We start from the raw sequence: 26,765 nt of genomic DNA, 5'->3' as shown, positions 1-26,765 counted from the left end.
GGTCTTTTCATTCCATACCAAGACAGAGAGGGTTCGTTCCGTCATGACGAGATCACCGAAGTTCAAGCGCAGGGCCGTGGCCCGCGCCGCCGTGTGCGTGCTGGGTTCGATGCTGGCCTCCGCGGCCGGCGCACAGGCCTATCCGGGCGACCCCGGCATGATCGGCGACCCGGCCAGCTGGCGCACGAAGGAGTTCCTGGCCGACTGGGGGCTCGGGGCGATGAAGACCGAGTACGCCTACGCGGCGGGCTTCACCGGCAAGGGCGTGAAGCTGGGCGTGATCGACTCGGGCTTCGACGTGCGCCACACGCGCGAGCTGCCGCTCACGCGCTTCACGGCGCTGGTGACGGCGACGTCCAACGGGGCGTACAGCCAGTTCGCGGCGGATGGGTCCGTGCTCAACAGCAACAACGTGGGCAACGGTTTTCATGGCACCCACGTGGCCGGCACCGTGGGCGCCAGCCGGGACGGGCAGGACGTCAAGAACAACATGCACGGCGTGGCGTTCAATGCCAACGTGGTCGTGGGCAATACCAATGCGCCCGACGCGCTGAGTTCGAGTGCCGGGTTGAGTCCGGACAGCTACCCCCTCGCCACGACCGAGAACTTCCGCAACCTCTACCAGGGCATGCGCGACGCGGGCGTGCGGGTCATCAACAACAGCTGGGGCAATCCGAGCAATCGGAATTTCAGCACACAGAATGCGGTCACCGCCGACTACCTGCAGTACCTGCGCGGGCCGTCCTGGGTCGATGCCGCGATCGACGCCACGAAGCCCCAGGCCGATGGCAAGGAAGGGGTCATCCAGGTGTTCGCCGCCGACAACCAGGGGCAGGCCAATCCGGCGGCGCGCGGGGCGCTGCCGTATTTCAGGCCCGACGTGGAGGGGCACTGGTTGACGGTGACGGGCATACAGACAGACGGAAAGAGCTACCAGCAGCGCGGCAGCCTGAACAAATGCGGCATCGCCAAGTACTGGTGCGTGGCCACCCCGGGTGCCAACATCATGAGCACGGTGTTCGACGGGGCCTATGCGGCCTACACCGGCACCTCGATGGCGGCGCCGCATGCCACCGGAGCCCTGGGCGTCATCATGGAGCGCTTTCCGTACATGACCAACGAGCAGGCGCTGCAGGTGCTGCTCACCACGGCCACCAAGCTCGACGGCTCGCGCCAGGCGGCGCCCGATGCGGTGATCGGCTGGGGCCTCGTCAACCTCGAGAACGCCATGAAGGGGCCCGGCCAGCTGCTCAAGCGCACGGTCATCGACATGCCTGGCGGGACGGCCGATACGTGGCGCAACGACATCTCGGAAACGGGGCTGATCCAGCGCAAGCAGGAAGAAGCCGCCGAGATCGTGCGCCTGGGTGCGCTCGTGAAGGGGCCGATTGCCCCGGACGCCTTCAAGCCCCTGGGTGATGAGGCCGTCGCGCTGCTTCAGGCGCTGCGCACGGCCATGTTGTCGGGTGGTGACTTTGCCGACGCCCTGGCCGCAGCGAAGGCCAACCCGCTCGCGAAGGGCACCGCTGAGATATTCGAGAGCCTGCGCCGACTGGCCGGGCCCGGAGACCCCCTGTGGACCGAACTCCCTCCGTACATGGTGATTCCGGCGGAAGAAATCATGACGGCTGTCGAGGACAGGGCGAGGGCGGCCAACGTCGACTGGGAGCGCCTGACCCACCTGCGCAGCAAGACCGACGAAGACTACCGCGGCAGCCTCGTGAAGGCCGGCGCCGGGCGGCTGGTGCTCACGGGCACCAACACCTACTCGGGCGACACGCGCATCCAGGCCGGCGAGCTCGCGCTGGGCGAGGGCGGCACCACCGGTTCCATCACCAGCCACGTGGCCATCGACGCCGGCGCCAGCTTCGCCATCGACCGAAGCGATGCCTACGACTTCACCTACAACATCACCGGCGCGGGCGACCTGCGCACCACGGGTGGCACGACCGGCGAAGGCGTCACCACGCTGAGCGGTGCCAACAGCTACGCAGGCGCGACCTGGGTGCAGGGCGGCACGCTGCGCGCGGGCTCGGCCACCGGCTTGTCGAACGCCAGCGCGTTCACGGTGGCCGGCAAGGCGAAGCTCGACCTGAACGGCTTCGACGCCACCATCGGCTCGCTGGCCGGCGCGGGCGACGTCGCCGTGGGCACCGGCACGCTGACCACCGGTGGCAACGACCGTTCGACGCAGTTCGCGGGCCGCTTCAGCGGCAGCGGCGGCCTCGTCAAGGCGGGCGCGGGCCGCTTCGAGCTCACTGGCGACTCCAGTGCCTTCACGGGCAAGACCTCGGTGGCGCAGGGCATGTTGTCTGTGAACGGCACGCTGGGCGGAGAGATGGCCGTGCTGTCGGGCGGGCGCCTGCAGGGCACTGGCACGGTCGGCAGCACCACCATCGCCGCGGGCGGTGTGGTGGCGCCGGGCAATTCCATCGGCACGCTGCACGTGGCCGGCAACGCACGCTTCGCGCCGGGCGCGACCTTCGAAGCCGAACTGAGCGGCACCGATGCGCAGGCCGACCGGCTCGACGTCAGCGGGCAGGCCACGCTCGACGGCGGCACGGTGCGCGTGCTCGGCGGCTACGTTCTGGGCGCGCGCTACACGCTGCTGAACGCCGAAGGCGGCGTGAGCGGCACCTTCGCCGACTTCAGCGTGGCCAAGGACTACCTCTTCCTCTCGCCGAAGCTGGGCTACACCGCGACGCAGGTCTACACGGAAGCCATGCGCAACAGCGTGTCGTTCGCGTCGGTCGCGCAGTCGGGCAACCAGCGTGCGATGGGGGCGAACCTCGATGGTGCGGCCGCATGGAGCCCGGCGCTGGCCGCCGCGCTGCAGCTGGAGAGCGTGCCGGCCGCACGCGCGGCCTTCGACAGCCTCTCGGGCGAAGTGCATGCCTCCGCGAAGACCGCGCTCATCGAGGACAGCCGCTTCGTGCGCGAGGCCGCGATGGAGCGCCTGCGCGCCTCGGCCGGCACGGCGGGCGCGTCCACGGCGCCGGTCAAGATCAACGACGGCGCCGGCCAGTCGCACATGGCCGCACCAACCACGGGAGAGACCGTCTTCTGGAGCCAGGCCCTGCACTCGACCGGCCGTGCGCGCGGCGACGGCAACGCCGCACGGCTCGATCGCTCGGTCGACGGCCTGCTGATGGGCGGCGACACCCGCGTGGGCGACAACGTGCGCCTGGGCGTGACCGGCGGCTACAGCCGCAGCAAGTTCGACGTGGACGCGCGTTCGTCCTCGGGCGATGCCACCAGCTACCACCTGGGCCTGTACGGCGGCACCACGCTCGGCCCGTGGGCCCTGCGCGCCGGCGCAGCTTATGCGCGGCACGACGTGGACACCACGCGCCAGGCGCGGGTGGCGGGCCTGGCGGATTCGCTCAAGAGCAACCACGACGCATCGACCACGCAGGTCTTCGGCGAAGTGGGCTACAGCCTGGCCGCCGGCGACGTGGCACTGGAGCCCTTCGCGAACCTGGCGCACGTCACGCTGCACACCGACGCGTTCTCGGAGCGCGGCACGTGGGCGGCATTGCAGGCACGCAGCGGCAGCGTGAACGTCGGGCTGTCGACGCTGGGCCTGCGCGCATCGACCGCGCTGCGCCTGGGCAGCGTCGACGCCACGCTCAAGGGCATGGTCGGCTGGCGCCGCGCCTACGGCGACCTGACGCCCTTCACCAGCGTTGCGCTGCCGGGCGCCACCGGCTTCTCGGACATCGCGGGTGTGGCGGTGGCGAAGAACGCGGCGGTGCTGCAGCTCGGCCTGGACTTCGCGTTCTCGCCGCGCGCGACCTTCGGCGTGTCGTATGGCGGGCAGTTCGGCGGCAAGGCGCGCGACCAGTCGGTGAAGGCGAATCTGAACGTGTCGTTCTGACGAAAGGCGAGGGTTGGGGCCCGTCTGCCATGTGTCGGCGGGCGGGCCCTTTTTTTTGGGCTAGCGGATCACGCCCAGCTTGCGCGCAATCGCCACCGCCTCCGTGCGTCGCTTCGCACCCAGCTTCATGTGGATGTTGCGCAGGTGCGTGCGCACCGTGCTCTCCGACACGAACAGCTTCTCGCCCATGGCGTTGTTCGAGTAGCCCTCGGCCAGCAGCTGCAGCACGCGGATCTCCTTGCGCGTGAGCGGCTCCTTGGTGGCGTCGCCCGAAGGCGCCTCGGCGTCGATCGGCGAGGGCGGCGGGCCCAGCACCTGCAGCAGCCGCTGCAGGTAGTCGGCCAGGATCGGGTCGCTGCGCAGCACGGGCGCCACGGCACCGGCCTCATGCTGCATGGCGGCGGCATAGCGGTGCACCAGCGTGCCCACGGCCGGGCCTTCGTCAAGGATCAGCCGCACGAAGCCTTCCTGGCTCGCGGCCTGCAGCACGGCGCCGATCTCTTCGATGGCGGTGGCGAGGTCGCCTGCGCGCTGCAGTGCCAGTGCGCGCAGCACGCGCAGCTTGAGCGCGCGGCGGTTGCGGTTGGCGGCCACGGCGGCGTGCAGCTCGGCGTCGAGCACGGTGAGGGCCGCGCGCGCGTCGCCGAAAGCGATGTCCCAGCGCGCCCGCGCGAGCGCGAGGTAGTCGAGGTCGTGCGCGGGCAGGCGCTGGCGGCGCTCGCGCTCCCACAGCTCGGGGTCGTCGGCGCGCTGCAGCTCGTCGCGCGAGGCGGGGCCGTTGCCCTGCAGCAGCAGCATGTGGGCGCGCTCCAGCTTGGCGCCCGCGACCACGCGCGGCAGCTGGCGGTGGTGGCCCAGGTACTCGAGTTCGGTCAGGGCCTGGAACGCGGCGTCGATGTCGCCCGCGTGGAAGGCGATGCGCGAGCGCATGACGTGGCTCAGGATCATGTGGTCGGGCAGGCCCACGTCGCGCGCCAGCGGCAGGTACACGTTCAGCAGGTGCTCGGCCTGCACCAGCTGGTTGGTTTCGTACACGGCGCCCGCGTACAGCACACCGGCCCAGGCGTTGCCGTGGCTGTGGTTGTACGACACGGCATGCGTGGAGTCGACCGCCATGCGCAGCCGCGCGGTGGCCTGGCGCAGCCGGCCTTCGGTGAGGTCGAACAGGCCCGCCAGCGACTCGGTGTACATGCGGTTGAAGGTGCTGTTGCCCTGTTCGCGCCGCGCGGCCTCGAGCAGGCGCTGCGCCTCGCGCTGGTCGCCGCGCACGGCGAGGATGTGGGCCATCGCGTTGAGCAGCACGCCCTCGGCAAAGGCGAGGCCGGTGGGCAGGCGCGCGAGGCTCTCGCGGCCGGCCTCGTAGGCGGCGTCGTGCTGGTCTTCCATGGCCAGCAGCAGCGGAATGAGCGTGTGGGCGTTGGCGCGCACCTCGGGAATGGGGCTGTCGAGGCAGCCCGACTGTTCGAGCAGCCGCATGGCGTCCCACGGGCCGTGCGTGAAGCAGGTGGCCCACAGCGCGATGAGCTGCAGGAACGGGTGTTCGCGCAACTGATGTTCAGGGATGGCCGAGAACCAGCGCGCCAGCATGCGCATGCGGCCCTGCTCGAGGAACTGCTCGGCGTAGCTGTCGAGCAGCGTGAGCGCATGCGGATGGTCGCCGCCCTCGATGGCGTGGTCGATGGCGGGCACGGGCCGGCCGTGCGACTCGTACCAGCCCGAGGCCGCGAGGTGCAGCCGCGCGAGTTCGCCGGGCCGCTCGCGCGCCAGCTGCGCGCGCAGGAAGTCGGCAAAGAGGCTGTGGTAGCGCCACGCGCGCACCTCGCCGCCGGCATCGCCGCTCACGGGCGTGAGGAACAGGTTGGCGGCGGCCAGCTGCTCGAGGATGACGGCGCTGTCGCCGCGCGGGTTGAGCGCCTGGCACACCGAGGCGTCGAGCTGGCGCAGGATGCTGGTGCGCAGCAGAAAGTCGTGGATCTCGGGCGGCTGGTGCGCGAGCACGTCTTCGGCCAGGTAGTCGGCCACGGCGCGGTCGGAGCCCGAAAAACGCTCGATGAAGCCGGTCTCGATGCCGTGCCGCTCCAGCGCCATCGACGCCAGCCAGATGGCCGCCACCCAGCCTTCGGTCTTGCGGTGCAGCTGCGAGAGCAGGTCGGCCGGCAGCGCCTGCGGCGGCTGCGCGGCGGCGTGCGGCGCATGCGCCTGGCGCAGGCCGATGAAGGCGCTGGTTTCTTCCAGCGAGAAGCGCAGGCGGTCGGTGTCGATCTCGATGAGCTGGCCGCGCGCGCGCAACCGGCCCAGCCCCAGGTCGGGCAGGCTGCGCGAGCCGATCACGATCTGTCCGCGCCGCGGCAGGTGCTCCACCAGCTCGCGCACGAGGCCCAGCACGGCGGGCTCCTGCACCACCTCGAAGTCGTCCAGGAACAGCGTGAAGGGCGAGTCGTGCGCGGCCAGCGCGGCCACGGCGTCGAAGGGCGCGTGGCTTGCGGGCTCGTCCACGCCGATGCGCTGCACGGCCTCGGCCAGGCAGTTGAGAAAGCGCGACACGTCGTTGTCGGCGCGATCGAGCGTGAGCCAGGCGGTGGCGATGCCCTGCGCGTCCATGCGCTCGCGGATCTGCGCCATGGCGGTGGTCTTGCCGAAACCGGCGGGCGCGCGCACCAGCACGAGCTTGACGGTGGCGGCGGCGATCTCTTCGCTGATGGCGGTGCGCGGCACCTGCGTGGCCACGAAGGCCGGCGGGTTCAGCTTGGTCTCGAGAATCCGGAGCGAAGAAGGGGGAACGGGGGCTGGAGCAGGCATCGCGAAGGGGGAGTGAGTGCCTGGAAATTCCGTCGCTTCCGACGATTCCGGCAACCGATTCTGCTTCCTAAACTGGCCGCAGACAAACTGAATTCCCCTGCATCCGGTGGCCTTGAGCACCCGGGCAGCGCCCTGCCCATGACCGACGACGTTTTCATCTACGACCACGTGCGCACGCCGCGCGGCAAGGGCCGCGCCGACGGTGCGCTGCACCCCATCACGCCGGTGCAGCTGGCCACGCAGGTGCTGCAGGCGCTGCGCGAACGCCATGCGCTCGACCCCGCGCAGATCGAGGACGTGGGCCTGGGCGTGGTGATGCCGGTGGGCGAGCAGGGCGCCGACATCGCGCGCGTCGCGCTGCTGTCGGCGGGCTACGGCGACAGCGTGGTGGGCTTCCAGCTCAACCGCTTTTGCACCTCGGCGCTCGACACGCTGAAGATGGGCTTCGGCCTCGTGGCCTCGGGCCAGGCCGACGCGGTGATCGGCGGCGGCGTGGAGTCGATGTCGCGCGTGACCATCGGCAGCGACGGCGGCGCGGTCTACACCGACCCCGCCGTGGGCCAGCGCTACCCCTACATCCCCAACGGCGTGGCGGCCGACCTCATGGCCATGCTCGACGGCGTGGACCGCGAGGCGGTCGATGCCTACGCCATGGAAAGCCAGCGCCGCGCCGCCGTGGCGCAGGCCGAGGGCCGCTTCGACCGCTCGCTCGTGCCCGTGCGCGACCGGCTCGGCCGCACCGTGCTCGCGAAAGACGAGGCCAACCGCCCCGGCACCACGATGGCCGACCTGGCCAAGCTCAAGCCCGCCTTCGCCGGCGTGGCCGCGCAGGGCTACGAAGCCATCCTGCTGCAGCGCTACCCGCAGCTGTCGCACATCGCGCCGATCCACACGGGCGGCAATTCGAGCGGCATCGTCGACGGCGCCTGCGCGGTGCTGCTGGGCAACCGCGACTACGGCACGCGCAACGGCCTCGTGCCGCGCGCGCGCATCGTCGGCAGCGCCTCGTGTGCCGACGAGCCGCTGCTGAGCCTGGGCGGCCCGATGCCCGCCACCGAGCGCCTGCTGGCGCGCTGCGGCCTGGCCATCGGCGACATCGACCTGTTCGAGGTGAACGAGGCCTTCTCGGTGGTGCCGATGCGCTATGCGCGCCATTTCGACATCGACCCCGCGCGCATCAACGTGAACGGCGGCGCCATCGCGCTGGGCCACCCGCTGGGCGCGACCGGCGCGATCCTCACGGGCACGCTGCTCGACGAGCTGGAGCGGCGCGACGCGGGCCTGGGCCTGGTCACGCTGTGCGCCGCGGCGGGGCAGTCGACCGCGCTGGTGATCGAGCGCGTCTGAGCAGCACGTCTTCTCTTTCCTTTTTTCCTATGCCTTCCCACATCCGATTCGAGGTCGATGCCGACGGCGTCGCGCTCCTCACCCTCGACGTGCCCGAGCGGCCGATGAACGTGTTCACGCCCGGCTTCACGGCCGACCTGCGCGAGGCCGTGGCGCAGATCGCGCAGCGCGCCGACGTGCGCGGCGCGGTCATCACCTCGGGCAAGGCCAGCGGCTTCATGGCCGGGGCCGACCTGAAGGACCTCGTGGGCTTTCATGCCACGGGCGGCGGCGCGGCCGTGGCCATCGAGGCGATCGCACCCGGCGGGCGCGCGTTGCGCGAACTGGAGCGCTGCGGCAAGCCCGTGGCGGTGGCCATCAACGGCGTGGCGCTGGGCGGCGGCTTCGAACTCGCGCTGGCCTGCCACCACCGCGTGCTGCTCGACGAGCCGCGTGCGGTGGTCGGGCTGCCCGAAGTCACGGTCGGCCTGCTGCCCGTGGGCGGTGGCACGCAGCGGCTGCCGCGCCTCATCGGCATTGCGCGCGCGCTGCCGCTGCTGCTGTCGGGCCGGCATGTGGCGCCGGCCGAAGCGCGGGCGCTGGGCATGGTCGATGCGCTCGCACCGGCCGACCAGCTCGTGGCCGTGGCCCGTCGCTGGGTGCTCGACCACCCCGACGCCGGCCAGCAGCCGTGGGACGTGAAGGGCTTCCAGGTGCCGGGCGGCGCGGGCGCACTGGCACCGCACGCGGGCGCGAGCTTCGGCGCCACGCTGGCGCAGGTGCGGCGCGACACGCACGACAACCTGCCGGCGCCGCTGGCCATCCTGTCGGCCGTGTACGAAGGCACGCAGCTGCCGATGGACGCGGGCCTGGCGGTCGAGGCGCAGTGCTTCGGCCCCTTGCTCGCCGGCCCGGTGGCGCGCAACCTGATGCGCACGCTGTTCGTGAACCGGGGCGCGGCGCTGCGGCGCAAGGGCGACTTGAGTGCGGTCAACGTTGCGTATGTCGAGCGGCTGCGGCAGCTGTACCGCAGTGAAGGTGTGGCGCTGTTGAGTGAAGGCGTGTCGCCTGCGCTCATCGCGAACGCTGCGCGGCAGGCCGGGTTGGGCGAGAGTCCGCTGGCTGCCGATGCAACGGCGGAACAAACCGCTGCAGCGCAGCCCGACGCGCGCGCTGTCGGCGAGCGCCTGCTGTCGCTGCTCGCGCTCGAAGCGGTGCGCTGCCTCGAAGAAGGCGTGCTGAAGCAGCCGGTCGAGGCGGACCTCGGCGCCGTGCTCGCGCTGGGCTACCCCGACTGGACCGGTGGCACGCTCTCGTACATCGAGACCGTCGGCCTCGCGGCCTTCGTCGCACGCTGCGATGCACTCGCACAGCGCCACGGCGAGCGCTTCAAGCCCACGGTCGCACTGCGTCAGCGCGCGCAATCGAACACGCCCTTCTATCCCGTGGAGCAGGCCGCGTGAGCCCAAGCCGCGCGCAAGCGTTGCAGTCGCTCGTCGCGCAGCTGCAGCTCGAGCAGCTCGAGAAGAACCTGTTTCGCGGCACCAGCACCGACATCGGCGCGCCCGCCGTCTTCGGCGGCCAGGTGCTCGGGCAGGCGCTGATGGCCGCGGCCCGCACGGTCGACGGGCATGCGGCGCATTCGCTGCACGGTTACTTCCTGCGCGCGGGCGACAAGGCCGCGCCCATCGTCTACGACGTCGACCGCATCCGCGACGGCGCGAGCTTCACCACGCGGCGCGTGGTCGCCATCCAGCACGGCGAGCCGATCTTCCACATGTCGGCCTCGTTCCATCGGCGCGAGGAGGGCGTGTCGCACCAGTGCGCCATGCCCGAGGCGCCGCCGCCCGAAGACCTCACGCCCCGCGCCGGCCCGCGCGTGCGCGTCGAAGGACCGATCGAGTTCCGCTACGTTGACCCGCGCGACCCGGTCACGGCCGGCCCGCGCCCGCCGCACAGCCAGCTCTGGCTGCGCACCGCCGACGCGCTGCCCGACGACCCGCTGCTGCACCAGGCGATGCTGGCCTATGCCTCCGACTACAGCTTCATGGGCGTGGCGATGCAGCCGCACGGCCTGGCGTTTCAGCAACCGGGCGTGCAGGGCGTGAGCCTGGACCACGCGATGTGGTTCCACCGCGACTTCCGCTGCGACGACTGGCTGCTGTACGACGCCGACTCGCCCTCGGCCGAGCATGCGCGCGGCTTCTGCCGTGGTGCGCTGTTCGACCGCGCCGGCCGGCTCGTGGCCTCGGTGGCGCAGGAAGGCCTGATCCGGGTGCGCCGATGATCAAGCTCGTCTTCTGCTTGCGGCGCTTGCCGCACCTGGACCGCGCGCAGTTCCAGCACCACTGGCGCAACGTGCACGCACCGCTCGTCGCCGAGCGCGCCGAGGTGCTGGGCCTGCGCCGCTACGTGCAGTCGCACACGCTCGACGATGCGCTGGTGCAGCCGCTGGCCGTGCCGCGCGGCAGCCCCGCGCCTTTCGACGGCGTGGCCGAGCTGTGGTGGGACAGCCTCGAGGCGCGCACCGGCGCGCGGCGCGAAGAAGCCCGCCGCGCAAGCGCCGAGCTGCTCGCGGACGAGCGCCGCTTCATCGACCTGGCCGCCTCGCCGATCTTCTTCACCGACGAATTCGCCGTGGTCGGCGACCCCGCCGCCGAGGCGGTGCGCGACTACCTGCAGGCGCGCGGCCGCCTGTAATCGTCGCTTCGGACGATGCCTGCGCGCAGGGCGCGTCCCTAAACTTTTTCCCACAGGCTGGCGCGTCGCCGGCCGCGAGGAGACCCCCTTTGTTCCAAGGCGAAAGTATCGAAGTCCTGCCGTTGCAGGACGGGCTGGTGGAGCTGCGCTTCGACCGGCGCGGCGAGGCCATCAACAAGCTCGACGCACGCACCGTCGACGAGTTCCGCCAGGCCACCGAACGCATCGCGGCCTCGCCCGATGTGCGCGGCGTGCTCGTGACGAGCGCGAAAGACGTGTTCATCGTCGGCGCCGACATCACCGAGTTCGGTGCCACCTTCCAGCAGGCCGAGGCCGACATCGCGCGCGGCGTGCGCGCCAGCAACGAGCTGTTCAACGCCTTCGAGGACCTGGCCGTGCCCAGCGTGGTCGCCATCAACGGCTTCGCGCTCGGCGGCGGGCTGGAGCTGGCGATGCTCGCGCCGCTGCGCGTGATGGCCGACACGGCGCAGGTCGGCGTGCCCGAGGTGAAGCTTGGCCTGTTCCCCGGCTTCGGCGGCACGGTGCGGCTGTCGCGCCTGGCGGGCCTGGCCACGGCCATCGACTGGGTGGCGAGCGGCAAGCCGGCCAAGGCGCCGGCCGCGCTGGCCGCGGGCGTGACCGACGAGGTCGCCGCGCTCGAGGCCCTGCGCGAGCGCGCGCTCGCGCTGCTGCAGCGTGCGGTGCGCGGCGAGGTCGATTGGCAGGCGGCGCAGCAACGCAAGCGCGCGCCGCTGACGCTGTCGAAGCAAGAGGCCGGTGCGCTGGTCGAGGCCGCGCGCACGCAGGTGGCGGCGCGCAGCGGCAAGCACCAGCCCGCAGCCCTCATTGCGCTCGAAATGATGGCCGAGGCCGCCGGCCGCGACCGCGCCGGCGCGCTCGACCTCGAGTCGGCCGCCTTCGGCCGCGTCGCGAAGACGCAGGCCGCCGCCTCGCTGGTGCAGGCCTTTCTCAACGACCAGGCGCTCAAGAAGCTCTACAAGCGCCACGCGCGCGAAGGCCGTCCGGTGAAGCAGGCGGCCGTGCTCGGCGCCGGCATCATGGGCGGCGGCATCGCCTACACCAGCGCGCTGCGCGGCACGCCGGTGCGCATGAAGGACATCGCGCAGCCGCAGCTCGACCTGGGCATGGCCGAGGCCGGCAAGCAGCTCGCCAAGCAGGTGAAGAACGGCCGGCTCGCGCAGGCCAAGGCCGATGCCATTCAAGCGTCGATCGTGCCGCAGCTCGACGAGGCCGGCTTCGACGCGGTGGACTGCGTGGTCGAGGCCGTGGTCGAGAACCTCGAGGTCAAGCGCAAGGTGCTGGCCGCGCTGGAAGGCAGCGTCAAGCCCGGCACCGTGATCGCCTCGAACACCTCGAGCCTGCGCATCGACGACATCGCCCAGCCGCTCGCGCGGCCCGAGGACTTTGTCGGCATGCACTTCTTCAACCCCGTGCCGGTGATGCAGCTGGTGGAAGTGATCCAGGGCGCGAGGACGCGCGACGCCGCCGTGTCCACCGCCGTGGGCTATGCCGTGGCCATGGGCAAGACGCCCATCGTGGTGAAGGACTGCCCGGGCTTCCTGGTCAACCGCATCCTCACGCCGTACATCAACGCCTTCGTGCAGCTGGTGGCCGATGGCGCCGACTTCGAGGCGGTCGACCGCGCGATGGAAGCCTTCGGCTGGCCCATGGGCCCGGCCTACCTGCAGGACGTGGTGGGCATGGACGTGGGCGCGCACGTGGGCGACGTGATCGCCGCGGGCTACCCGCAACGCATGCCGGCCCTGGAACGCAATGCCGTGAAGCTCATGGTGGCGAACAAGCGCTACGGCCAGAAGAACGGCGCCGGCTTCTACCGCTACGAGAACGACCCCACGGGCCGCCCACGCAAGTCGGCCGCGCCCGAGGCGCATGCGCTGGTCGCCACGCTGCAGCCGCAAGGGCGGCGCGACTTCGCGGACGCGGAGATCGTCGAACGCATGATGCTGCCGATGGTGGTCGAGGCCGCGCACGCGCTCGAAGACGGCGTGGTCGCCACGCCGGCCGAGCTCGACATGGCGCTGCTGCTCGGCGTGGGCTTTCCGGCCTATGCGGGCGGCGCGCTCAAGTACGCCGACTGGCTGGGGCTGGACCGCGTGGTCGCGCTGTGCGACAAACATGCGGCGCTCGGCGCGCCGTATGTGCCCACGGCGCGCATGCGCGAGATGGCGGCGCGCAAGCTGCGCTACTACCCGGTCTGAACGGCAGGCGTTTTCGGTTTTCTTTCTTCCTTTCTCTCTCTATCCAAGGACAACAAGAGATGCAACTCGATTCCAGCATTGCCGCCGTCGTCACGGGCGGCGCCTCGGGCCTCGGGGCCGCCACCGCGCGCCGCCTGGCCAGCCACGGCGTGAAGGTCGCGCTGTTCGACCTCAACGTGGAACAGGGCGAGGCCCTGGCCAAGGAGCTGGGCGGCGTGTTCTGCAAGGTCGACGTGACCTCCGAGGAGCAGGTCGACGCGGCCTTCGCCAAGGCCCGCGCCGCGCACGGCCAGGAGCGCGTGCTGGTCAACTGCGCCGGCACCGGCAACGCGGTGAAGACCGCGAGCCGCGACAAGGCCTCGGGCGAGATCAAGCACTTTCCGCTCGCCAATTTCGACCGCATCATCCAGATCAACCTCGTGGGCACCTTCCGCTGCATCGCCAAGTCGGCGGCCGGCATGCTCACGCTCGATGTGCTGGAAGACGGCGAGCGCGGCGCCATCGTCAACACCGCCTCGGTCGCCGCGCAAGACGGCCAGATGGGCCAGGCCGCCTACACCGCCTCGAAGGCCGGCGTGGTCGGCATGACGCTGCCCATCGCGCGCGACCTCATGGGCGAGGGCATCCGCGTGAACACCATCCTGCCGGGCATCTTCAACACGCCGCTGCTGCAGGGCGCGCCCGACAACGTGAAGGCCGCGCTGGCTGCCTCGGTGCCCTTCCCCAAGCGCCTGGGCAATCCGGCCGAGTACGCGACGCTGGCCGAGCTGATGATCACCAACGGCTACTTCAACGGCGAGAGCGTGCGGCTGGACGGCGCGATCCGGATGGCGCCGCGCTGAGGCCGGGGCGAAGGGCCGTCGTCAGCCCTTCTGCGCCCGCCCGCGCGCCTGCACCGCCTCGCGCCGCGCGCGCAGCACCTCGGGTGTGAGCGACGCGGCCCAGTCGCGCGTGACGGCCTGCTCCAGCGCCATGCCTTCGGCAAAGCTGCGCGCATGGCCGTCGTCGATCAGGCGCTTGTAGACCGGCAGCATCTCGGGCAGCGCGCTCGCGATGTCGGCGGCCAGTGCCAGCGCCTGGGGCATCAGCTGATCGGGCGTGGTCACGCGGTTGACCAGCCCCCAGCGCTCGGCCTGCTCGGCGCCGACGAAGTTGCCGCTGAAGGCCATCTCCTTGGCACGCGCAATGCCGATGAGCCGCGACAGCCGCTGCGACAGCCCCCAGCCCGGGATCACGCCGATGCGCGCGTGGGTGTCGGCAAAGCGCGCCTCGCTCGACGCAATCAGCAGGTCGCAGGCCAGCGCCACCTCGAGGCCGCCCGTGATGGCTGCGCCGTTCACGGCGCCGATCACCGGGCGCGGAAAGTTCGCGAGCGCGGTGGCCACGTCGGTGCCGGCGTCGCCGGTGATGGCGCCGGGGTCGATCTCGCGCAGATCGAGGCCGGCGCAGAAGGCGCGGCCCGCGCCGGTGAGGATCAGTACGCGCACGCTGTCGTCCTGCGCGAGCGTGTCGAGCGTGCGCACCAGGGCGCGCCGCAGGGCGAGCGACAGGGCGTTCATGGCCTGCGGGCGGTTCAGCGTGAGGCAGGCGCAGCCGTCCTGTGGACGGGTGAGCAGGAGGACGTTGTCGTCGTTGTCGGTTGCAGGTGTGTTCATGGCGTGTCAGTGTTGGGCGCAGGCCGGGCCGCGGCATCGTCGGAACGGACGAATCCGGCGGGCTTGTCCCGCTCACGACTCGAAACCCGCGCCCGCCTCGGCACCATGCGCCGCATTGTCTTCAATCCGTCCATCCTTGAATTTCACAGAGAAAGAAGGAGCGTCCCCATGGACTTCAGCCTCACCCCGGCCCAGCTCGACCTGCAGGAACGAACGCGCCGCTTCATCGCCGAGGAGGTGATTCCGCTCGAATCCGACCCCCGGCAGGATTCGCACGGCCCCGCCGAGGCGCTGCGCGACGAGCTGGTGGCGCGCGCGCGCCGCGCCGGCCTGCTCACGCCGCATGCGTCGAAGGAACACGGCGGGCTGGGCCTGTCGCACGTCGACAAGGCCATCGTGTTCGAGGAGGCGGGCTACTCGCCGCTCGGGCCGGTGGCGCTCAACATCCACGCGCCCGACGAAGGCAACGTGCACCTGATGGAAGTGGTCGCCACGCCGGCGCAGAAGGCGCGCTGGCTGCAGCCGCTCATCGACGGCCACGTGCGCTCGTGCTTCTGCATGACCGAGCCGCCGCCCGGCGCCGGCTCCGACCCGTCGATGATGCAGACCGTGGCCGTGCGCGACGGCGACCATTACGTGATCACCGGGCGCAAGTGGTTCATCACCGGCGCCACCGGCGCGGGCTTCGCGATCATCATGGCGCGCATGGAAGACGGCTCGTCGACCATGTTCCTGGCCGACATGGACCAGCCCGAAATCGTGATCGAGCGGCAGATCGACGCACTCGACAGCTGCTTCACCGGCGGCCACGGCGTGGTGCGCTTCGACGGCCTGCGCGTGCCGGCCACCGACGTGCTGGGCGCCATCGGCGAAGGCTTTCGCTACGCGCAGGTGCGGCTGGCGCCCGCGCGCCTCACGCACTGCATGCGCTGGCTCGGCGCCGCGCGCCGCGTGCACGAGCTCGCCGCCGACTACGCCCGCCGCCGCCAGGCCTTCGGCCATGCGCTGGTGGAGCACGAGGGCGTGGGCTTCATGCTGGCCGACAACGAGATGGACCTGCACGTCTCGCGCCTGACCATCTGGCATTGCGCGTGGGTGCTCGACCAGGGCGGCAAGGGCCGCCACGAGTCGAGCGTGGCCAAGGTGCTGTGCTCGGAGGCCGAGTGGCGCGTGGTCGACCGCTCGGTGCAGATCCTGGGCGCGAGCGGCGTGTCGGACGAGACCGTGGCTGCGCGCATCTTTCGCGACATGCGGGCCTTCAGGATTTATGACGGCCCGTCCGAGGTGCACCGCTGGAGCATGGCCAAGCGCCTGGCCAAGGCCTGATTCAGGCCGCGGGGGCCGGCGTCACTCCGCCGGCTCTTCCGCTCCCCCCTGCATATCGTCCACCCGCTGCATGTTGTCGAGCAGCTTCAGCAGGTAGTGCAGGGTGTGCGTGACGTCGTTCACCGAGAACCCGTCCAGCACCTGCTCGTAGTAGGCGTAGATCTTCGGCTGCGCCTCCACCTTCCACACGTGTTGCCCCGACCCGGTCATCGTGACCAGCCGTGACCGCCGGTCGCGGCTGTCGGGCGCGGTCGTCACGTGCCCGTCGCGCTCCATGCGGCTGACCAGGCCCGACAGGTTCTGGCGGCTGACCTTCAGGTAGCGCGCCAGGTCCCCCACGCTCATTCCCCCCTCGGCCTCGTCGCGCGACAGGGCGCCGAGCACGGCCCATTGCTGCGTCGTCAGGCCCTCGGCCTCGACCGCGCGGCTGCCGGTTTTATGCAACATGTTTGCGCATTGATAGAGGCGAAAGAACACCCGGTTGGCCAGCGCCATGCGTGCTGCGTCGGTGTTCTCACTAGTATTTGGCATGTTTTTTCTTTCGGAAAGGCTTGCGCGACGCCACGACAGCATCTCATAATACGTCAACGTATTTACGTAAATGCCTCAAAAGTGGCGCCCAACGGCCCAACGATATAGCAAGCCCTCGCACCCCAGGAGAACCAGATGCAGCGATTTCAGGACAAGACAGTGATCGTCACCGGCGGCGGTGGCGGCATTGGCGGCGCCACCAGCCGCCGTTTCGGCCAGGACGGCGCCCGCGTGGCGGTGTTCGACATGAACCTCGAGGCCGCCGAAGCGGTGGCCGCGCAGATCCGCGCCGACGGCGGCCAGGCGCAGGCCTTCCGCTGCGACATCACCGACCGCCCCGGCGTCGACGCGGCCGTGGCCGCCGTGGTGGCGCGCTTCGGCCCGGTCGACGTGCTGGTCAACAACGCCGGCTGGGACGTGTTCAAGCCCTTCACCAAGACCGAGCCCGCACAGTGGGACAAGCTCATCGCCATCAACCTCACCGGCGCGCTGCACATGCACCACGCCGTGCTGCCCGGCATGGCCGCGCGCAAGGCGGGGCGCATCGTCAACATCGCCTCCGACGCGGCGCGCGTGGGCTCCTCGGGCGAGGCGGTGTACGCGGCCTGCAAGGGCGGGCTGGTGGCGTTCTCGAAAACCATCGCCCGCGAGCACGCGCGCCACGGCATCACCGTGAACGTGGTGTGCCCCGGCCCCACCGACACCGCGCTGTTCGCCGAATACAAGGAGGGCGCGGGCAACCCAGAGAAGCTCATGGAGGCCTTCACGCGCTCCATTCCGCTGGGCCGCATCGGCCAGCCGAACGACCTGCCGGGCGCCATTCTTTTCTTTGCCAGCGACGACGCGGCCTTCGTGACCGGGCAGGTGCTCAGCGTCTCGGGCGGCCTGACGATGAACGGCTGACTCCCCCCCACACACACCCGACACCTTTCAGGAGACCCCCATGGCATCCCCCGACTTCGAAGACATCCTCTACGACGTGCGCAACGGCGTGGCGTGGATCACCATCAACCGCCCCGAGAAGATGAACGCCTTCCGCGGCCAGACCTGCGACGAGATCATCCGCGCGCTCAACCGCGCGGGCTACGACCGCGGCGTGGGCGCCATCGTGCTGGCCGGCGCCGGCGAGAAGGCCTTCTGCACCGGCGGCGACCAGTCGGCCCACAACGGCAACTACGACGGGCGCGGCACCATCGGCCTGCCGATGGAAGAGCTGCACGACGCCATCCGCAACGTGCCCAAGCCCGTCATCGCGCGCGTGCAGGGCTTTGCCATCGGCGGCGGCAACGTGCTGTGCACCATCTGCGACCTGACCATCGCCTCCGAGAAGGCCGTGTTCGGCCAGGTGGGCCCGAAGATGGGCTCGGTCGACCCGGGCTACGGCACCGCCTTCCTGGCCCGCGTGGTCGGCGAGAAGAAGGCGCGTGAGATCTGGTACCTGAACCGCCGCTACAGCGGCGCCGAGGCCGTGGCCATGGGCCTGGCCAACGCCGTCGTGCCGCACGAGCAGCTCGACGCCGAGGTGCAGAAGTGGGCCGAGGAGATCTGCGAACGCAGCCCCACCGCGCTGGCCATCGCCAAGCGCAGCTTCAACGCCGACACGGCGCACCAGGCCGGCATCGCGGGCCTGGGCATGTACGCGCTCAAGCTGTACTACGACACCGAAGAGTCGCGCGAGGGCGTCGCGGCCCTGCAGGAACGGCGCAAGCCCGAGTTCCGCAAGTACGCCAAGTAGCCGCAGCAGGACCACCGCGATGAACCCGTACATCGACGACGACCTGGCGACGCTGGCCGAGCATGCGCGCCGCTTCGCCACCGGGCGCGTGGCGCCCGGCTTCCTGGAGCGCGACGCCACGCGCGTGCTCGACCGCGCGCTGATGCGCGAGATGGGCGAGATGGGCTTCATCGCGCCCGAGCTGCCCGAGGCCCACGGCGGCCAGGGCCTGGGCTGCCTGGCCGCCGGCGTGATCCACGAAGAGATCGCCCGCGCCGACCTGAGCCTGAGCTACATCAACCTGCTGGCCTCGCTCAATGGGCAGATCCTGTCCGAGCACGGCCGGCCCGAGGTGGTGGCACCGTGGCTGGCCAAGCTCACGCAGGGCGAGGCGCTGTTCGCCATTGCGCTGACCGAGCCGCGCGGCGGCTCCGACGCCGCCAACCTGCGCTTGCGCGTGGAGCGCGTGGGCGATCACTACGTGCTCAACGGCGAGAAGACCTCCATCTCGGCCGCCGACCAGGCCGACGCCGCCGTGGTGTTCGGGCGCACCGGCAGCATCGAGTCGGCGGCCCACGGCGTGACTGCGCTGCTGGTGCCAATGGACCTGCCCGGTGTCACGCGCAACCGCTTCGACTGCCACGGCCAGCGCGCCATCGGGCGCGGCTCGCTGTTCTTCGAGAACGTGCGCGTGCCCGTCGACCACCGGCTGGGCGAGGAGAACAAGGGCTTCGTGCAGGTCATGCAGGGCTTCGACTTCTCGCGCGCGCTCATCGGGCTGCAGGTGCTGGCCGTGGCGCGCGTGGCGCTGGAAGAAACCTGGGAGTACGTGGCGCAGCGCGAGGCCTTCGGCAAGCCGCTGTCGGCGTTCCAGGGCGTGTCGCATCCGCTGGCCGACTTCGACACGCAGATCGAGGCCGCGCGCCTGCTGTGCCTGCAGACCCTGTGGCTCAAGGACCAGGGCGCGCCGCACACCGCCGAGGCTGCCATGTGCAAGTGGTGGGGCCCCAAGCTGGCCTACGACGCCATCCACCAGTGCCTGCTGATGTTCGGCCACGGCGGCTACGACCGCGGGCCAATGGAGCAGCGCCTGCGCGACGTGCTGGGCTTCCAGATCGGCGACGGCACGGCCCAGATCATGAAGACCATCGTCGCCCGCACGCGCGCGGGGCGCTCGGCGGTGCCGGCGTAGTCGGCGGTTCCCTGGTTTTCCGGTTCGCACAACAAGAGGAGACAAGACATCATGGAATTCGACGCCGTACTGTTGCCCCCGCGCCGCGCGCGGATGGTGGCCCAGGGCCTGTGGCACGACCGCACCATCAACGATGCGCTCGACGCCTGCATCGCCGCCAGCCCCGACAAGGTGGCGCTCACCGCGGTGCGCGTGAAGGACGGGGAGGGCGAGGCCGCCACCGTGCGCTTCACCTACCGCGAGCTGGGCCGCATGGCCGACCGCATCGCCGTCGGGCTGGCGCGGCTGGGCGTGGGCCGCAACGACGTGGTGGCCTGCCAGCTGCCCAACTGGTGGGAGTTCACGCTGACCTACCTGGCCTGCTCGCGCATCGGCGCGGTGATGAACCCGCTGATGCACATCTTCCGCGAGCGCGAGCTGTCGTTCATGCTGCGGCACGGTGCGGCGAAGGTGCTGATCGTGCCGGCGCGCTTCCGGGGCTTCGACTTCGAACAGATGGCCACGGGCCTGCAGGCCGGCCTGCCCGACCTGGCGCAGGTGGTGGTGGTGGTGGTCGGCGGCAGCGGCGCCAACAGCTTCGAGGCACTGCTGGCCGGCCCCGCATGGGAGCAGGAGCCCGATGCCGCGCAGATCCTGCAGCAGCACCGGCCCGGCCCCGACGACGTGACCCAGCTCATCTACACCTCGGGCACCACCGGCGAGCCCAAGGGCGTGATGCACTCGGCCAACACCACCATGGCCAACATCGTGCCCTACGCGCAGCGCCTGGGCCTGGGCACCGGCGACGTCGTGCTCATGGCCTCGCCCATGGCGCACCAGACCGGCTTCATGTACGGGCTCATGATGCCCATCGTGCTGCAGGCCTCGGTCGTGCTGCAGGACATCTGGGAGCCGAAGCAGGCCATCGCGTCGATCAACGCCGAGGGCGTGAGCTTCACCATGGCGTCCACGCCCTTCCTGTCCGACCTGTCGAAGACCGTGGCCGAGTCGGGCACGGCCGTGCCCACGCTGCGCGCCTTTCTCTGCGCCGGCGCGCCGATTCCGGGCGCGCTGGTCGAGCAGGCGCGCCAGGCGCTGGGCGCCAAGATCGTGTCGGCCTGGGGCATGACCGAGAACGGCGCCGTCACGCTCACGCGGCTGGACGACGACGACGAGCGTTCCATCCACACGGACGGCTGCCCGCTGCCCGGCGTGGAGCTCAAGGTGGTCGATGTCGACGGCCTCGCGCTGCCGGCGGGCGAGATCGGCAAGCTGCTGCTGCGCGCGTGCTCCAACTTCGGCGGCTACCTGAAGCGCCCGCAGCTCAACGGCACCGACGCGGCGGACTGGTTCGACACCGGCGACCTTGCGCGCATCGACGAGCGCGGCTACGTGCGCATCGCGGGGCGCACCAAGGACGTGATCATTCGCGGCGGCGAGAACATCCCCGTGGTCGAGATCGAGTCGCTGCTGTACCGCCACCCCGACGTGGCCATGGCCGCCGTGGTCGCCTACCCCGACGAGCGCCTGGGCGAGCGCGCCTGCGCGGTGGTGGTGCCCAGGCCGGGGCGGCAGGTCGACCTGGCGTCGATCGTTGCCTTCCTCAAGGCCGAGAAGGTGGCGCTGCAGTACATCCCGGAGCGCCTCGTGGTGCGCGAGAGCATGCCCTCCACGCCCTCCGGAAAGATCCAGAAATTCAAGCTGCGCGACCTGCTGCGCGCGGACGAATCGGGCGCCCCGGCCGCCTGAGCGCACCTGCCGATCCTTTCGACACCACAACGGAGACAACACATGCACAAGAAGCAATTCGCCGCCGGCGTGGGCCGGCGGCTGGGCCGCGCCGTGGCCGCACTGGGCGGCCTCGCGCTCGCCGGTCATGCGGCCTGGGCCCAGGCGCCTGCAACCACACCCGCTGGCGCATGGCCGTCCAAGCCCATCCGCGTGGTCGTCGGCTTCGCGCCCGGCGGCAGCACCGACGTGATGGCGCGCATCCTCGCGCAGTCGCTGTCGGAGTCGCTCGGCCAGACCGTGCTGATCGACAACAAGCCCGGCGCCAGCGGCAACATCTCGGCCTCCGAAGTGGTGCGCGCCGCGCCCGACGGCCACACCTTCCTCATCGCGCCGACTTCGGTCGAGACCGCCAACCCCTCGCTCTTCAAGGCGAGCCTGCTGCCCTCGCGCGACCTCACGCCGGTGGCTACCGTGGGGCGCACGCAGATGTACCTCGTCGCCAAGCCGCAGCTGCCCGCGAAGGACGTGCGCGAGCTGGTCATGCTGGCGCGGGCCAAGCCCGGCACGCTCTCGTACGCCTCGGCCGGCGCAGGCACGCCGCCGCACCTGGCTTGCGAGCTGTTCAAGCAGGCCACCGGCACGCAGGTGACGCACGTGCCCTACCGCGGCGCCGCGCCGGCCCTGCAAGATGTGCTCTCGGGCCAGGCCGATTTCGTCTGCGACCCCGGCATCGCCTTCCAGCACATCCGCGCCGGCAAGGCCAAGCTGCTGGGCATCGTGAGCGCCAAGCGCTCGCCCTTCTTCCCCGACGTGCCTACCGTGGGCGAGCAGGGCTTTCCGGGCGCCAACCTCGACATCTGGTTCGGCATGTGGGCACCCAACGGCACGCCGCCCGAGGTGCTGGCCCGCATGAGCGCCGAGCTCGGCAAGGCGCTCGCGCTGCCCGCCGTCAAGTCGCGCTACGGCGACCTGGGTGCCGAGCCCGTGGCCATGAGCACGCCCGAGTTCCGCAAGCTGCTGGCCGACGAAGGCGCCATGCTGTCCGCGCTCATCGTGCGCCAGAAGATCGTGGTCGATTGAGCCGATGACGACACCCGACGCTCCCGTTCTCACCCATGTCGACGGCCGCGTCGGCGTGATCACGCTGAACCGCCCGCGCCAGCTCAACGCGCTGGACGACGCGCTCATGGACGCCCTTGGCGCCGCCTTGCTGGCCTTCGATGCCGACGCAGGCATCGGCGCCATCGTCGTCACCGGCGGCGACACCGCTTTCGCCGCCGGCGCCGACATCGCGGCCATGGCCGACTGGGGCTACGCCGACGTGGTGCGCGACGACTTCATCACCCGCAACTGGGAAACCATCCGCCGCGTGCGCAAGCCCGTGATCGCCGCGGTGGCCGGCGTGGCCTACGGCGGCGGCTGCGAACTGGCGCTGGCCTGCGACATCGTGCTGGCCGCCGAATCGGCGCGCTTCGCGCTGCCCGAGGTCAAGCTCGCCATGCTGCCGGGCGCCGGCGGCACCCAGCGCCTGCCGCGCGCCATTGGCAAGGCCAAGGCGATGGAAATGTGCCTGGCCGCACGCGTGCTCGACGCGGCCGAGGCCGACCGCTGCGGCCTGGTGTCGCGCGTGGTCGCGCCCGAGGCGCTCATGCCCGAGGCCCTGGCGCTGGCCGCGCGCATCGCGGCGTATTCGCTGCCGGCGCTGGTGGCGATCAAGGAGTCGGTCAACCGCGCGTGGGAGTCGTCGCTGTCCGAGGGCATCCTGTTCGAGCGGCGCCAGCTGCACGCGCGCTTTGCCACCGAGGATGCGCGCGAGGGCCTGCGCGCCTTCCTGGCGCGGCGCCCGCCCGTGTTCGGCCACCGGTGAGGGGTGGGGCGCCCGGCGGGTGGGGCGCCCGAAAATCGTCGGTTCCGACGACGCTGTGCGGCGGCGCGGCGCCAACAATGCGCTGGACTGCCGAACCGAACCCATCACCGGAGATTTCACATGCCCGAAGCCTATATCGTCGCCGCCGCGCGCACCGCCGGCGGCCGCCGCAACGGCCGCCTCGCCGGATGGCACCCGGCCGACCTGGCCGCACAGGTGCTCAACGCCCTCGTGGAGCGCACCGACGCCGACCCCGCGCTGATCGAAGACGTCATCATGGGCTGCGTCGGCCAGGCCGGCGAGCAGGCCTCCAACGTGGCGCGCAACGCGGTGCTGGCCTCGCGCCTGCCCGAGTCGGTGCCCGCCACTTCAGTCGACCGCCAGTGCGGCTCGTCGCAGCAGGCGCTGCACTTCGCGGCGCAGGCCGTCATGTCGGGCACGATGGACATCGTCATCGCCGCCGGCGTCGAGAGCATGAGCCGCGTGCCCATGGGCCTGCCCACCACGCTGCCGCTGAAGAACAACCTGGGCTTCTACGTGAGCCCGGGCATGGAGAAGCGCTACCCCGGCGTGCAGTTCAGCCAGTTCACCGGCGCCGAGATGATCGCGCGCAACTACGGCATCGAGAAAGACGCGCTCGACCGCTACGCGCTCGAAAGCCACCACCGCGCCATCGCCGCCACGAAGGCCGGCCACTTCGAGCGCGAGATCGTGCCCGTGGCCGTGCGCATGGCCGACGGCACCGAGACCGGCGAGCTGCACACCACCGACGAAGGCATCCGCTACGACGCCACGCTAGAGAGCATCGCCGGCGTCAAGCTCATCGCCGAAGGCGGTCGCTGCACGGCGGCCACCGCCAGCCAGATCTGCGACGGCGCCAGCGGCCTCATGGTCGTGAACGAGCGCGGCCTGAAGACGCTGGGCGTGAAGCCGCTGGCGCGCATCCACCACATGAGCGTGCTGGGCCACGACCCGGTCATCATGCTCGAGGCCCCGCTGCCCGCCACGCAGCGCGCGCTGCAAAAGGCCGGCATGAAGATCGAGGACATCGACCTGTACGAAGTCAACGAAGCCTTCGCGCCCGTGCCCATCGCCTGGCTGAAGGCGCTGGGCGCCGACCCGGCCCGCATCAACGTGAACGGCGGTGCCATTGCGCTGGGCCACCCGCTGGGCGCCTCGGGCACCAAGCTGATGACCACGCTGGTCAACGCCCTGGGCCAGCGCGGCAAGCGCTACGGCCTGCAGACCATGTGCGAAGGCGGCGGCATGGCGAATGTGACCATCATCGAACGGCTCTGACGAAGCCGGGCGGCCTTTTTGCGCCGCCACCTGGCAGCGCCCGCGGGGGCGGCGCTGACCTTTTCCGTTCCCTCAAAAAAAGAGATCGACGCATGATTCATGACACCGATCGCGGAGACAAAGAGAACACCCCCCTGTTGCGCATCGACGCGGTGTCGGTGCGCTTCGGCGGCATCGTGGCGCTCGACGGCGTCTCGTTCGACGTGCGGCGGGGCCAGATCTGCGGCCTCATCGGGCCGAACGGGGCGGGCAAGAGCACGCTGTTCAACTGTCTCTCGCGCCTGTACGAGTGCAGCGCCGGCCGCATCGAGTTCGACGGCCATCCGCTCACGCGCCTGCCGCGCCACCGCATGGCGGGCCTGGGCATCGGGCGCACCTTCCAGAACCTGGCGCTGTTTCGCACGATGACCGTGCGCGACAACGTGCTGGTGGGCTGCCACAGCAAGCACCACGCGGGCTTTCTGCGCAACGCCTTCCGGCTGCCCGGCGTGGCGGCCATCGAGTCGCAGGCGCTGGCACGGGCCGACCAGCTGATCCACTTTCTCGACCTCGAGGCCGTGGCCGAACGCGAAGTGGCCGACCTGCCGTTCGGCACACAGAAGCGCGTCGAGCTGGCACGCGCACTGGCGGCCGAGCCGCAACTGCTGCTGCTCGACGAGCCGGCCTGTGGCCTGAACCACGAAGAACTCGAAAGCCTGGGCACGCTGATCCGCGACATCCGCGACCGCCTCAACGTGACGGTGCTGCTGGTCGAACACCACATGAGCCTCGTGATGGGGGTGTCGGACAAGGTGGTGGCGCTGAACTTCGGCAAGAAGATCGCCGAGGGCACGCCGGCCGAGGTGCGCGCGCACCCCGAGGTGATCCGCGCCTACCTGGGCGAAGAGGCAGAAGCGGAGGCCATGGCATGACGACCAACATTCTCGAAGTGCGCGGCTTGCACGCGGCCTACGGCCCGACGCGCGTGCTGCAAGGCATCGACCTCGACATTCCCTCCGGCCAGGTCGTGGCGCTGCTGGGCGCCAACGGCGCCGGCAAGACCACCACGCTGCGCGCGCTGTGCCAGATGATGGTGAGCACCGAGGGCCGCATCATGCTGGCCGGCCAGCGCATCGACGGTCGCTCCACCGAACAGATCGCCAAGGCCGGCGTGGGCCATGTGCCCGACGGACGCGGCACCTTCCTGGGCCTCACGACCGAAGAGAACCTGCGGTTGGGCGCCTACGCCCGCGCGAGCAGGGACGGCATCGACGCCGACATGGAGCGCGTGTTCGACTACTTCCCGCGCCTGCGCGAGCGCCGCGCCCAGCAGGCCGGCACGCTGTCGGGTGGCGAGCAGCAGATGCTCGCCATCGGCCGCGCGCTCATGGGCAAGCCGCGCCTGCTGCTGCTCGACGAGCCCTCCTTCGGGCTCGCGCCGCTCATCGTGAAGGACATCTTCTCGATCATGCGGCGCATCAACAAGGAAGAGCGCGTGTCGATCCTGCTGGTGGAGCAGAACGCCAAGCTCGCACTCGACCTGGCCGATTCGGCCTACCTCCTGGAAACCGGCCGCATCGTGCTCTCGGGCACGGCCGCAGACATCCGCCGCAACGACGCAGTCCGTAAAGCCTATCTGGGCGAATAGGGGCCTCACACCGATGAACGCATTCCTGCACCAACTGCTGGCGGGCCTGGCCACCGGCGGCATCTACGCCAGCGTTGCGCTGGCGCTGGTGATGATCTACCAGGCCACGCACCACATCAACTTCGCGCAGGGCGAGATGGCGATGTTCTCGACCTTCATCGCCTGGAGCCTCATGCAGGCCGGCCTGCCGTACTGGGCCGCCTTCGTCGCGACGGTGGCCTTGTCCTTCGTGCTCGCGGCCGTGGTGGAGTTCACCGTCATCCGGCCCATGCACGACAAGCCGGCGCTGTCGGTGGTGGTGGTGTTCATCGGCCTGCTGGTGATCTTCCACAGCCTGGCGGGCTGGCTCTTCGGCTACACCATCAAGCAGTTCCCCAGCCCGTTCCCGTCGGACGCGTGGTTCGGCAGCGCCATGATGTCGGCCCACGAGATGGGCGCCATCGGCGTCACGCTGCTGGTGGTGCTGCTGCTGTTCGCGTTCTTCCGCTTCACGCCGCTGGGCCTGGCGATGCGCGCCGCGGCGCAGAACGCGGCCTCGTCGCGGCTGGTGGGCATCAACGTCGGGCGCATGCTCATGCTGGGCTGGGGCCTGGCCGGCGCCATCGGCGCGGTGGCCGGGATGATGGTCGCGCCCGTGGTCTTCCTCGACCCGCACATGATGACCGGCGTGTTGCTCTACGCCTTTGCCGGCGCGCTCATCGGCGGCATCGACAGCCCCGTGGGCGCGGTGCTCGGCGGCTTCATCGTCGGCGTGCTCGAGAACCTCATCGGCACCTACGTGGTGGGCACCGAACTCAAGCTGTCGGTGGCGCTGGTGCTGATCGTCGGCGTGCTCATCGTCAAGCCTTCCGGCCTCATGGGCCGCAAGTTGGTCACCCGGGTCTGATCGCATGAACTCCCCT

Annotated in this window: 21 protein-coding genes; 18 read left to right on the top strand and 3 right to left on the bottom strand. The window is 70.7% G+C overall.

What is annotated here, in order from left to right:
- The first annotated feature begins 43 nt into the window (after window positions 1-43).
- Window positions 44-3,877, top strand: a complete 3,834-nt coding sequence (locus AC07O4_RS21965; protein ID WP_495305663.1) for an autotransporter domain-containing protein — start codon at window positions 44-46, stop codon at window positions 3,875-3,877.
- A gap of 60 nt (window positions 3,878-3,937) precedes the next feature.
- Here the strand turns inward: AC07O4_RS21965 and AC07O4_RS21960 are convergent, their stop codons facing one another.
- Window positions 3,938-6,676 (bottom strand): winged helix-turn-helix domain-containing protein, encoded by a 2,739-nt coding sequence (locus AC07O4_RS21960; RefSeq protein WP_495305662.1) that lies wholly within the window; start codon window positions 6,674-6,676, stop codon window positions 3,938-3,940.
- Between the two features lie 138 nt (window positions 6,677-6,814).
- Here AC07O4_RS21960 and AC07O4_RS21955 point away from each other — a divergent pair, with 138 nt between their 5' ends.
- From AC07O4_RS21955 to AC07O4_RS21930, 6 genes are all read left to right on the top strand, one after another.
- Window positions 6,815-8,023 carry an acetyl-CoA C-acetyltransferase gene (locus AC07O4_RS21955; RefSeq protein ID WP_495305661.1) on the top strand — a complete coding sequence of 403 codons (1,209 nt, stop codon included), beginning with the start codon at window positions 6,815-6,817 and terminating at the stop codon, window positions 8,021-8,023.
- A 29-nt stretch (window positions 8,024-8,052) separates the two neighbouring features.
- Complete coding sequence (locus AC07O4_RS21950) at window positions 8,053-9,465, top strand: enoyl-CoA hydratase-related protein (protein WP_495305660.1); 1,413 nt, start codon at window positions 8,053-8,055, stop codon at window positions 9,463-9,465.
- Window positions 9,462-10,289: an acyl-CoA thioesterase gene (locus AC07O4_RS21945; protein WP_495305659.1), complete on the top strand. Its 828-nt coding sequence runs from the start codon at window positions 9,462-9,464 to the stop codon at window positions 10,287-10,289. Before AC07O4_RS21950 ends, AC07O4_RS21945 begins: the two co-directional genes overlap by 4 nt.
- Window positions 10,286-10,702 carry an EthD domain-containing protein gene (locus AC07O4_RS21940; protein WP_487850234.1) on the top strand — a complete coding sequence of 139 codons (417 nt, stop codon included), beginning with the start codon at window positions 10,286-10,288 and terminating at the stop codon, window positions 10,700-10,702. The genes AC07O4_RS21945 and AC07O4_RS21940 overlap by 4 nt, the downstream gene beginning before the upstream one ends.
- An 89-nt stretch (window positions 10,703-10,791) precedes the next feature.
- Complete coding sequence (gene fadB, locus AC07O4_RS21935) at window positions 10,792-12,942, top strand: fatty acid oxidation complex subunit alpha FadB (protein WP_495305658.1); 2,151 nt, start codon at window positions 10,792-10,794, stop codon at window positions 12,940-12,942.
- A gap of 59 nt (window positions 12,943-13,001) precedes the next feature.
- Window positions 13,002-13,784: an SDR family NAD(P)-dependent oxidoreductase gene (locus AC07O4_RS21930; RefSeq protein ID WP_495305657.1), complete on the top strand. Its 783-nt coding sequence runs from the start codon at window positions 13,002-13,004 to the stop codon at window positions 13,782-13,784.
- Between the two features lie 21 nt (window positions 13,785-13,805).
- Here AC07O4_RS21930 and AC07O4_RS21925 read toward each other — a convergent pair whose 3' ends face one another.
- A complete protein-coding gene (locus AC07O4_RS21925) occupies window positions 13,806-14,597 on the bottom strand; it encodes an enoyl-CoA hydratase (protein WP_495305656.1) in 792 nt (263 codons plus the stop codon).
- Between the two features lie 168 nt (window positions 14,598-14,765).
- Here AC07O4_RS21925 and AC07O4_RS21920 point away from each other — a divergent pair, with 168 nt between their 5' ends.
- Entirely contained in the window at window positions 14,766-15,923 is a 1,158-nt protein-coding gene (locus AC07O4_RS21920; RefSeq protein ID WP_062478158.1) for an acyl-CoA dehydrogenase family protein, read from the top strand.
- Window positions 15,924-15,944: 21 nt separating this feature from the next.
- On the opposite strand, the gene AC07O4_RS21915 is transcribed toward AC07O4_RS21920, so the two are convergent.
- Window positions 15,945-16,418 (bottom strand): MarR family winged helix-turn-helix transcriptional regulator, encoded by a 474-nt coding sequence (locus tag AC07O4_RS21915; RefSeq protein WP_495305655.1) that lies wholly within the window; start codon window positions 16,416-16,418, stop codon window positions 15,945-15,947.
- Window positions 16,419-16,589: 171 nt separating this feature from the next.
- On the opposite strand from AC07O4_RS21915, the gene badH reads away from it, so the two are divergent.
- The 10 genes from badH to AC07O4_RS21865 all read left to right on the top strand — a co-directional run bounded on the left by badH (window position 16,590) and on the right by AC07O4_RS21865 (window position 26,749).
- The gene (badH, locus tag AC07O4_RS21910; protein WP_495305654.1) at window positions 16,590-17,357 is read left to right on the top strand and encodes a 2-hydroxycyclohexanecarboxyl-CoA dehydrogenase; all 768 of its coding nucleotides are present in this window, start codon (window positions 16,590-16,592) and stop codon (window positions 17,355-17,357) included.
- Window positions 17,358-17,397: 40 nt separating this feature from the next.
- Window positions 17,398-18,189, top strand: a complete 792-nt coding sequence (badI, locus tag AC07O4_RS21905) for a 2-ketocyclohexanecarboxyl-CoA hydrolase (RefSeq protein ID WP_095947987.1) — start codon at window positions 17,398-17,400, stop codon at window positions 18,187-18,189.
- A gap of 19 nt (window positions 18,190-18,208) precedes the next feature.
- Window positions 18,209-19,360, top strand: a complete 1,152-nt coding sequence (gene aliB / locus AC07O4_RS21900) for a cyclohexanecarboxyl-CoA dehydrogenase (RefSeq protein ID WP_495305653.1) — start codon at window positions 18,209-18,211, stop codon at window positions 19,358-19,360.
- Window positions 19,361-19,411: 51 nt separating this feature from the next.
- Entirely contained in the window at window positions 19,412-21,088 is a 1,677-nt protein-coding gene (gene aliA / locus AC07O4_RS21895; RefSeq protein WP_495305652.1) for a cyclohexanecarboxylate-CoA ligase, read from the top strand.
- Window positions 21,089-21,130: 42 nt separating this feature from the next.
- A complete protein-coding gene (locus AC07O4_RS21890) occupies window positions 21,131-22,150 on the top strand; it encodes a Bug family tripartite tricarboxylate transporter substrate binding protein (RefSeq protein ID WP_495305651.1) in 1,020 nt (339 codons plus the stop codon).
- A gap of 4 nt (window positions 22,151-22,154) precedes the next feature.
- Window positions 22,155-22,937: an enoyl-CoA hydratase-related protein gene (locus AC07O4_RS21885; RefSeq protein ID WP_495305650.1), complete on the top strand. Its 783-nt coding sequence runs from the start codon at window positions 22,155-22,157 to the stop codon at window positions 22,935-22,937.
- A gap of 120 nt (window positions 22,938-23,057) precedes the next feature.
- Entirely contained in the window at window positions 23,058-24,236 is a 1,179-nt protein-coding gene (locus AC07O4_RS21880; protein ID WP_354344688.1) for an acetyl-CoA C-acetyltransferase, read from the top strand.
- A 92-nt stretch (window positions 24,237-24,328) separates the two neighbouring features.
- Entirely contained in the window at window positions 24,329-25,147 is an 819-nt protein-coding gene (locus AC07O4_RS21875; protein ID WP_495305649.1) for an ABC transporter ATP-binding protein, read from the top strand.
- A complete protein-coding gene (locus AC07O4_RS21870; RefSeq protein WP_495305648.1) occupies window positions 25,144-25,863 on the top strand; it encodes an ABC transporter ATP-binding protein in 720 nt (239 codons plus the stop codon). Before AC07O4_RS21875 ends, AC07O4_RS21870 begins: the two co-directional genes overlap by 4 nt.
- A 13-nt stretch (window positions 25,864-25,876) precedes the next feature.
- A complete protein-coding gene (locus AC07O4_RS21865; RefSeq protein ID WP_056577629.1) occupies window positions 25,877-26,749 on the top strand; it encodes a branched-chain amino acid ABC transporter permease in 873 nt (290 codons plus the stop codon).
- Window positions 26,750-26,765: the final 16 nt, after the last annotated feature.

Source organism: Variovorax sp. GW821-FHT09D04, assembly GCF_059416405.1.
This window is presented reverse-complemented; position numbering and strand designations above follow the sequence as displayed.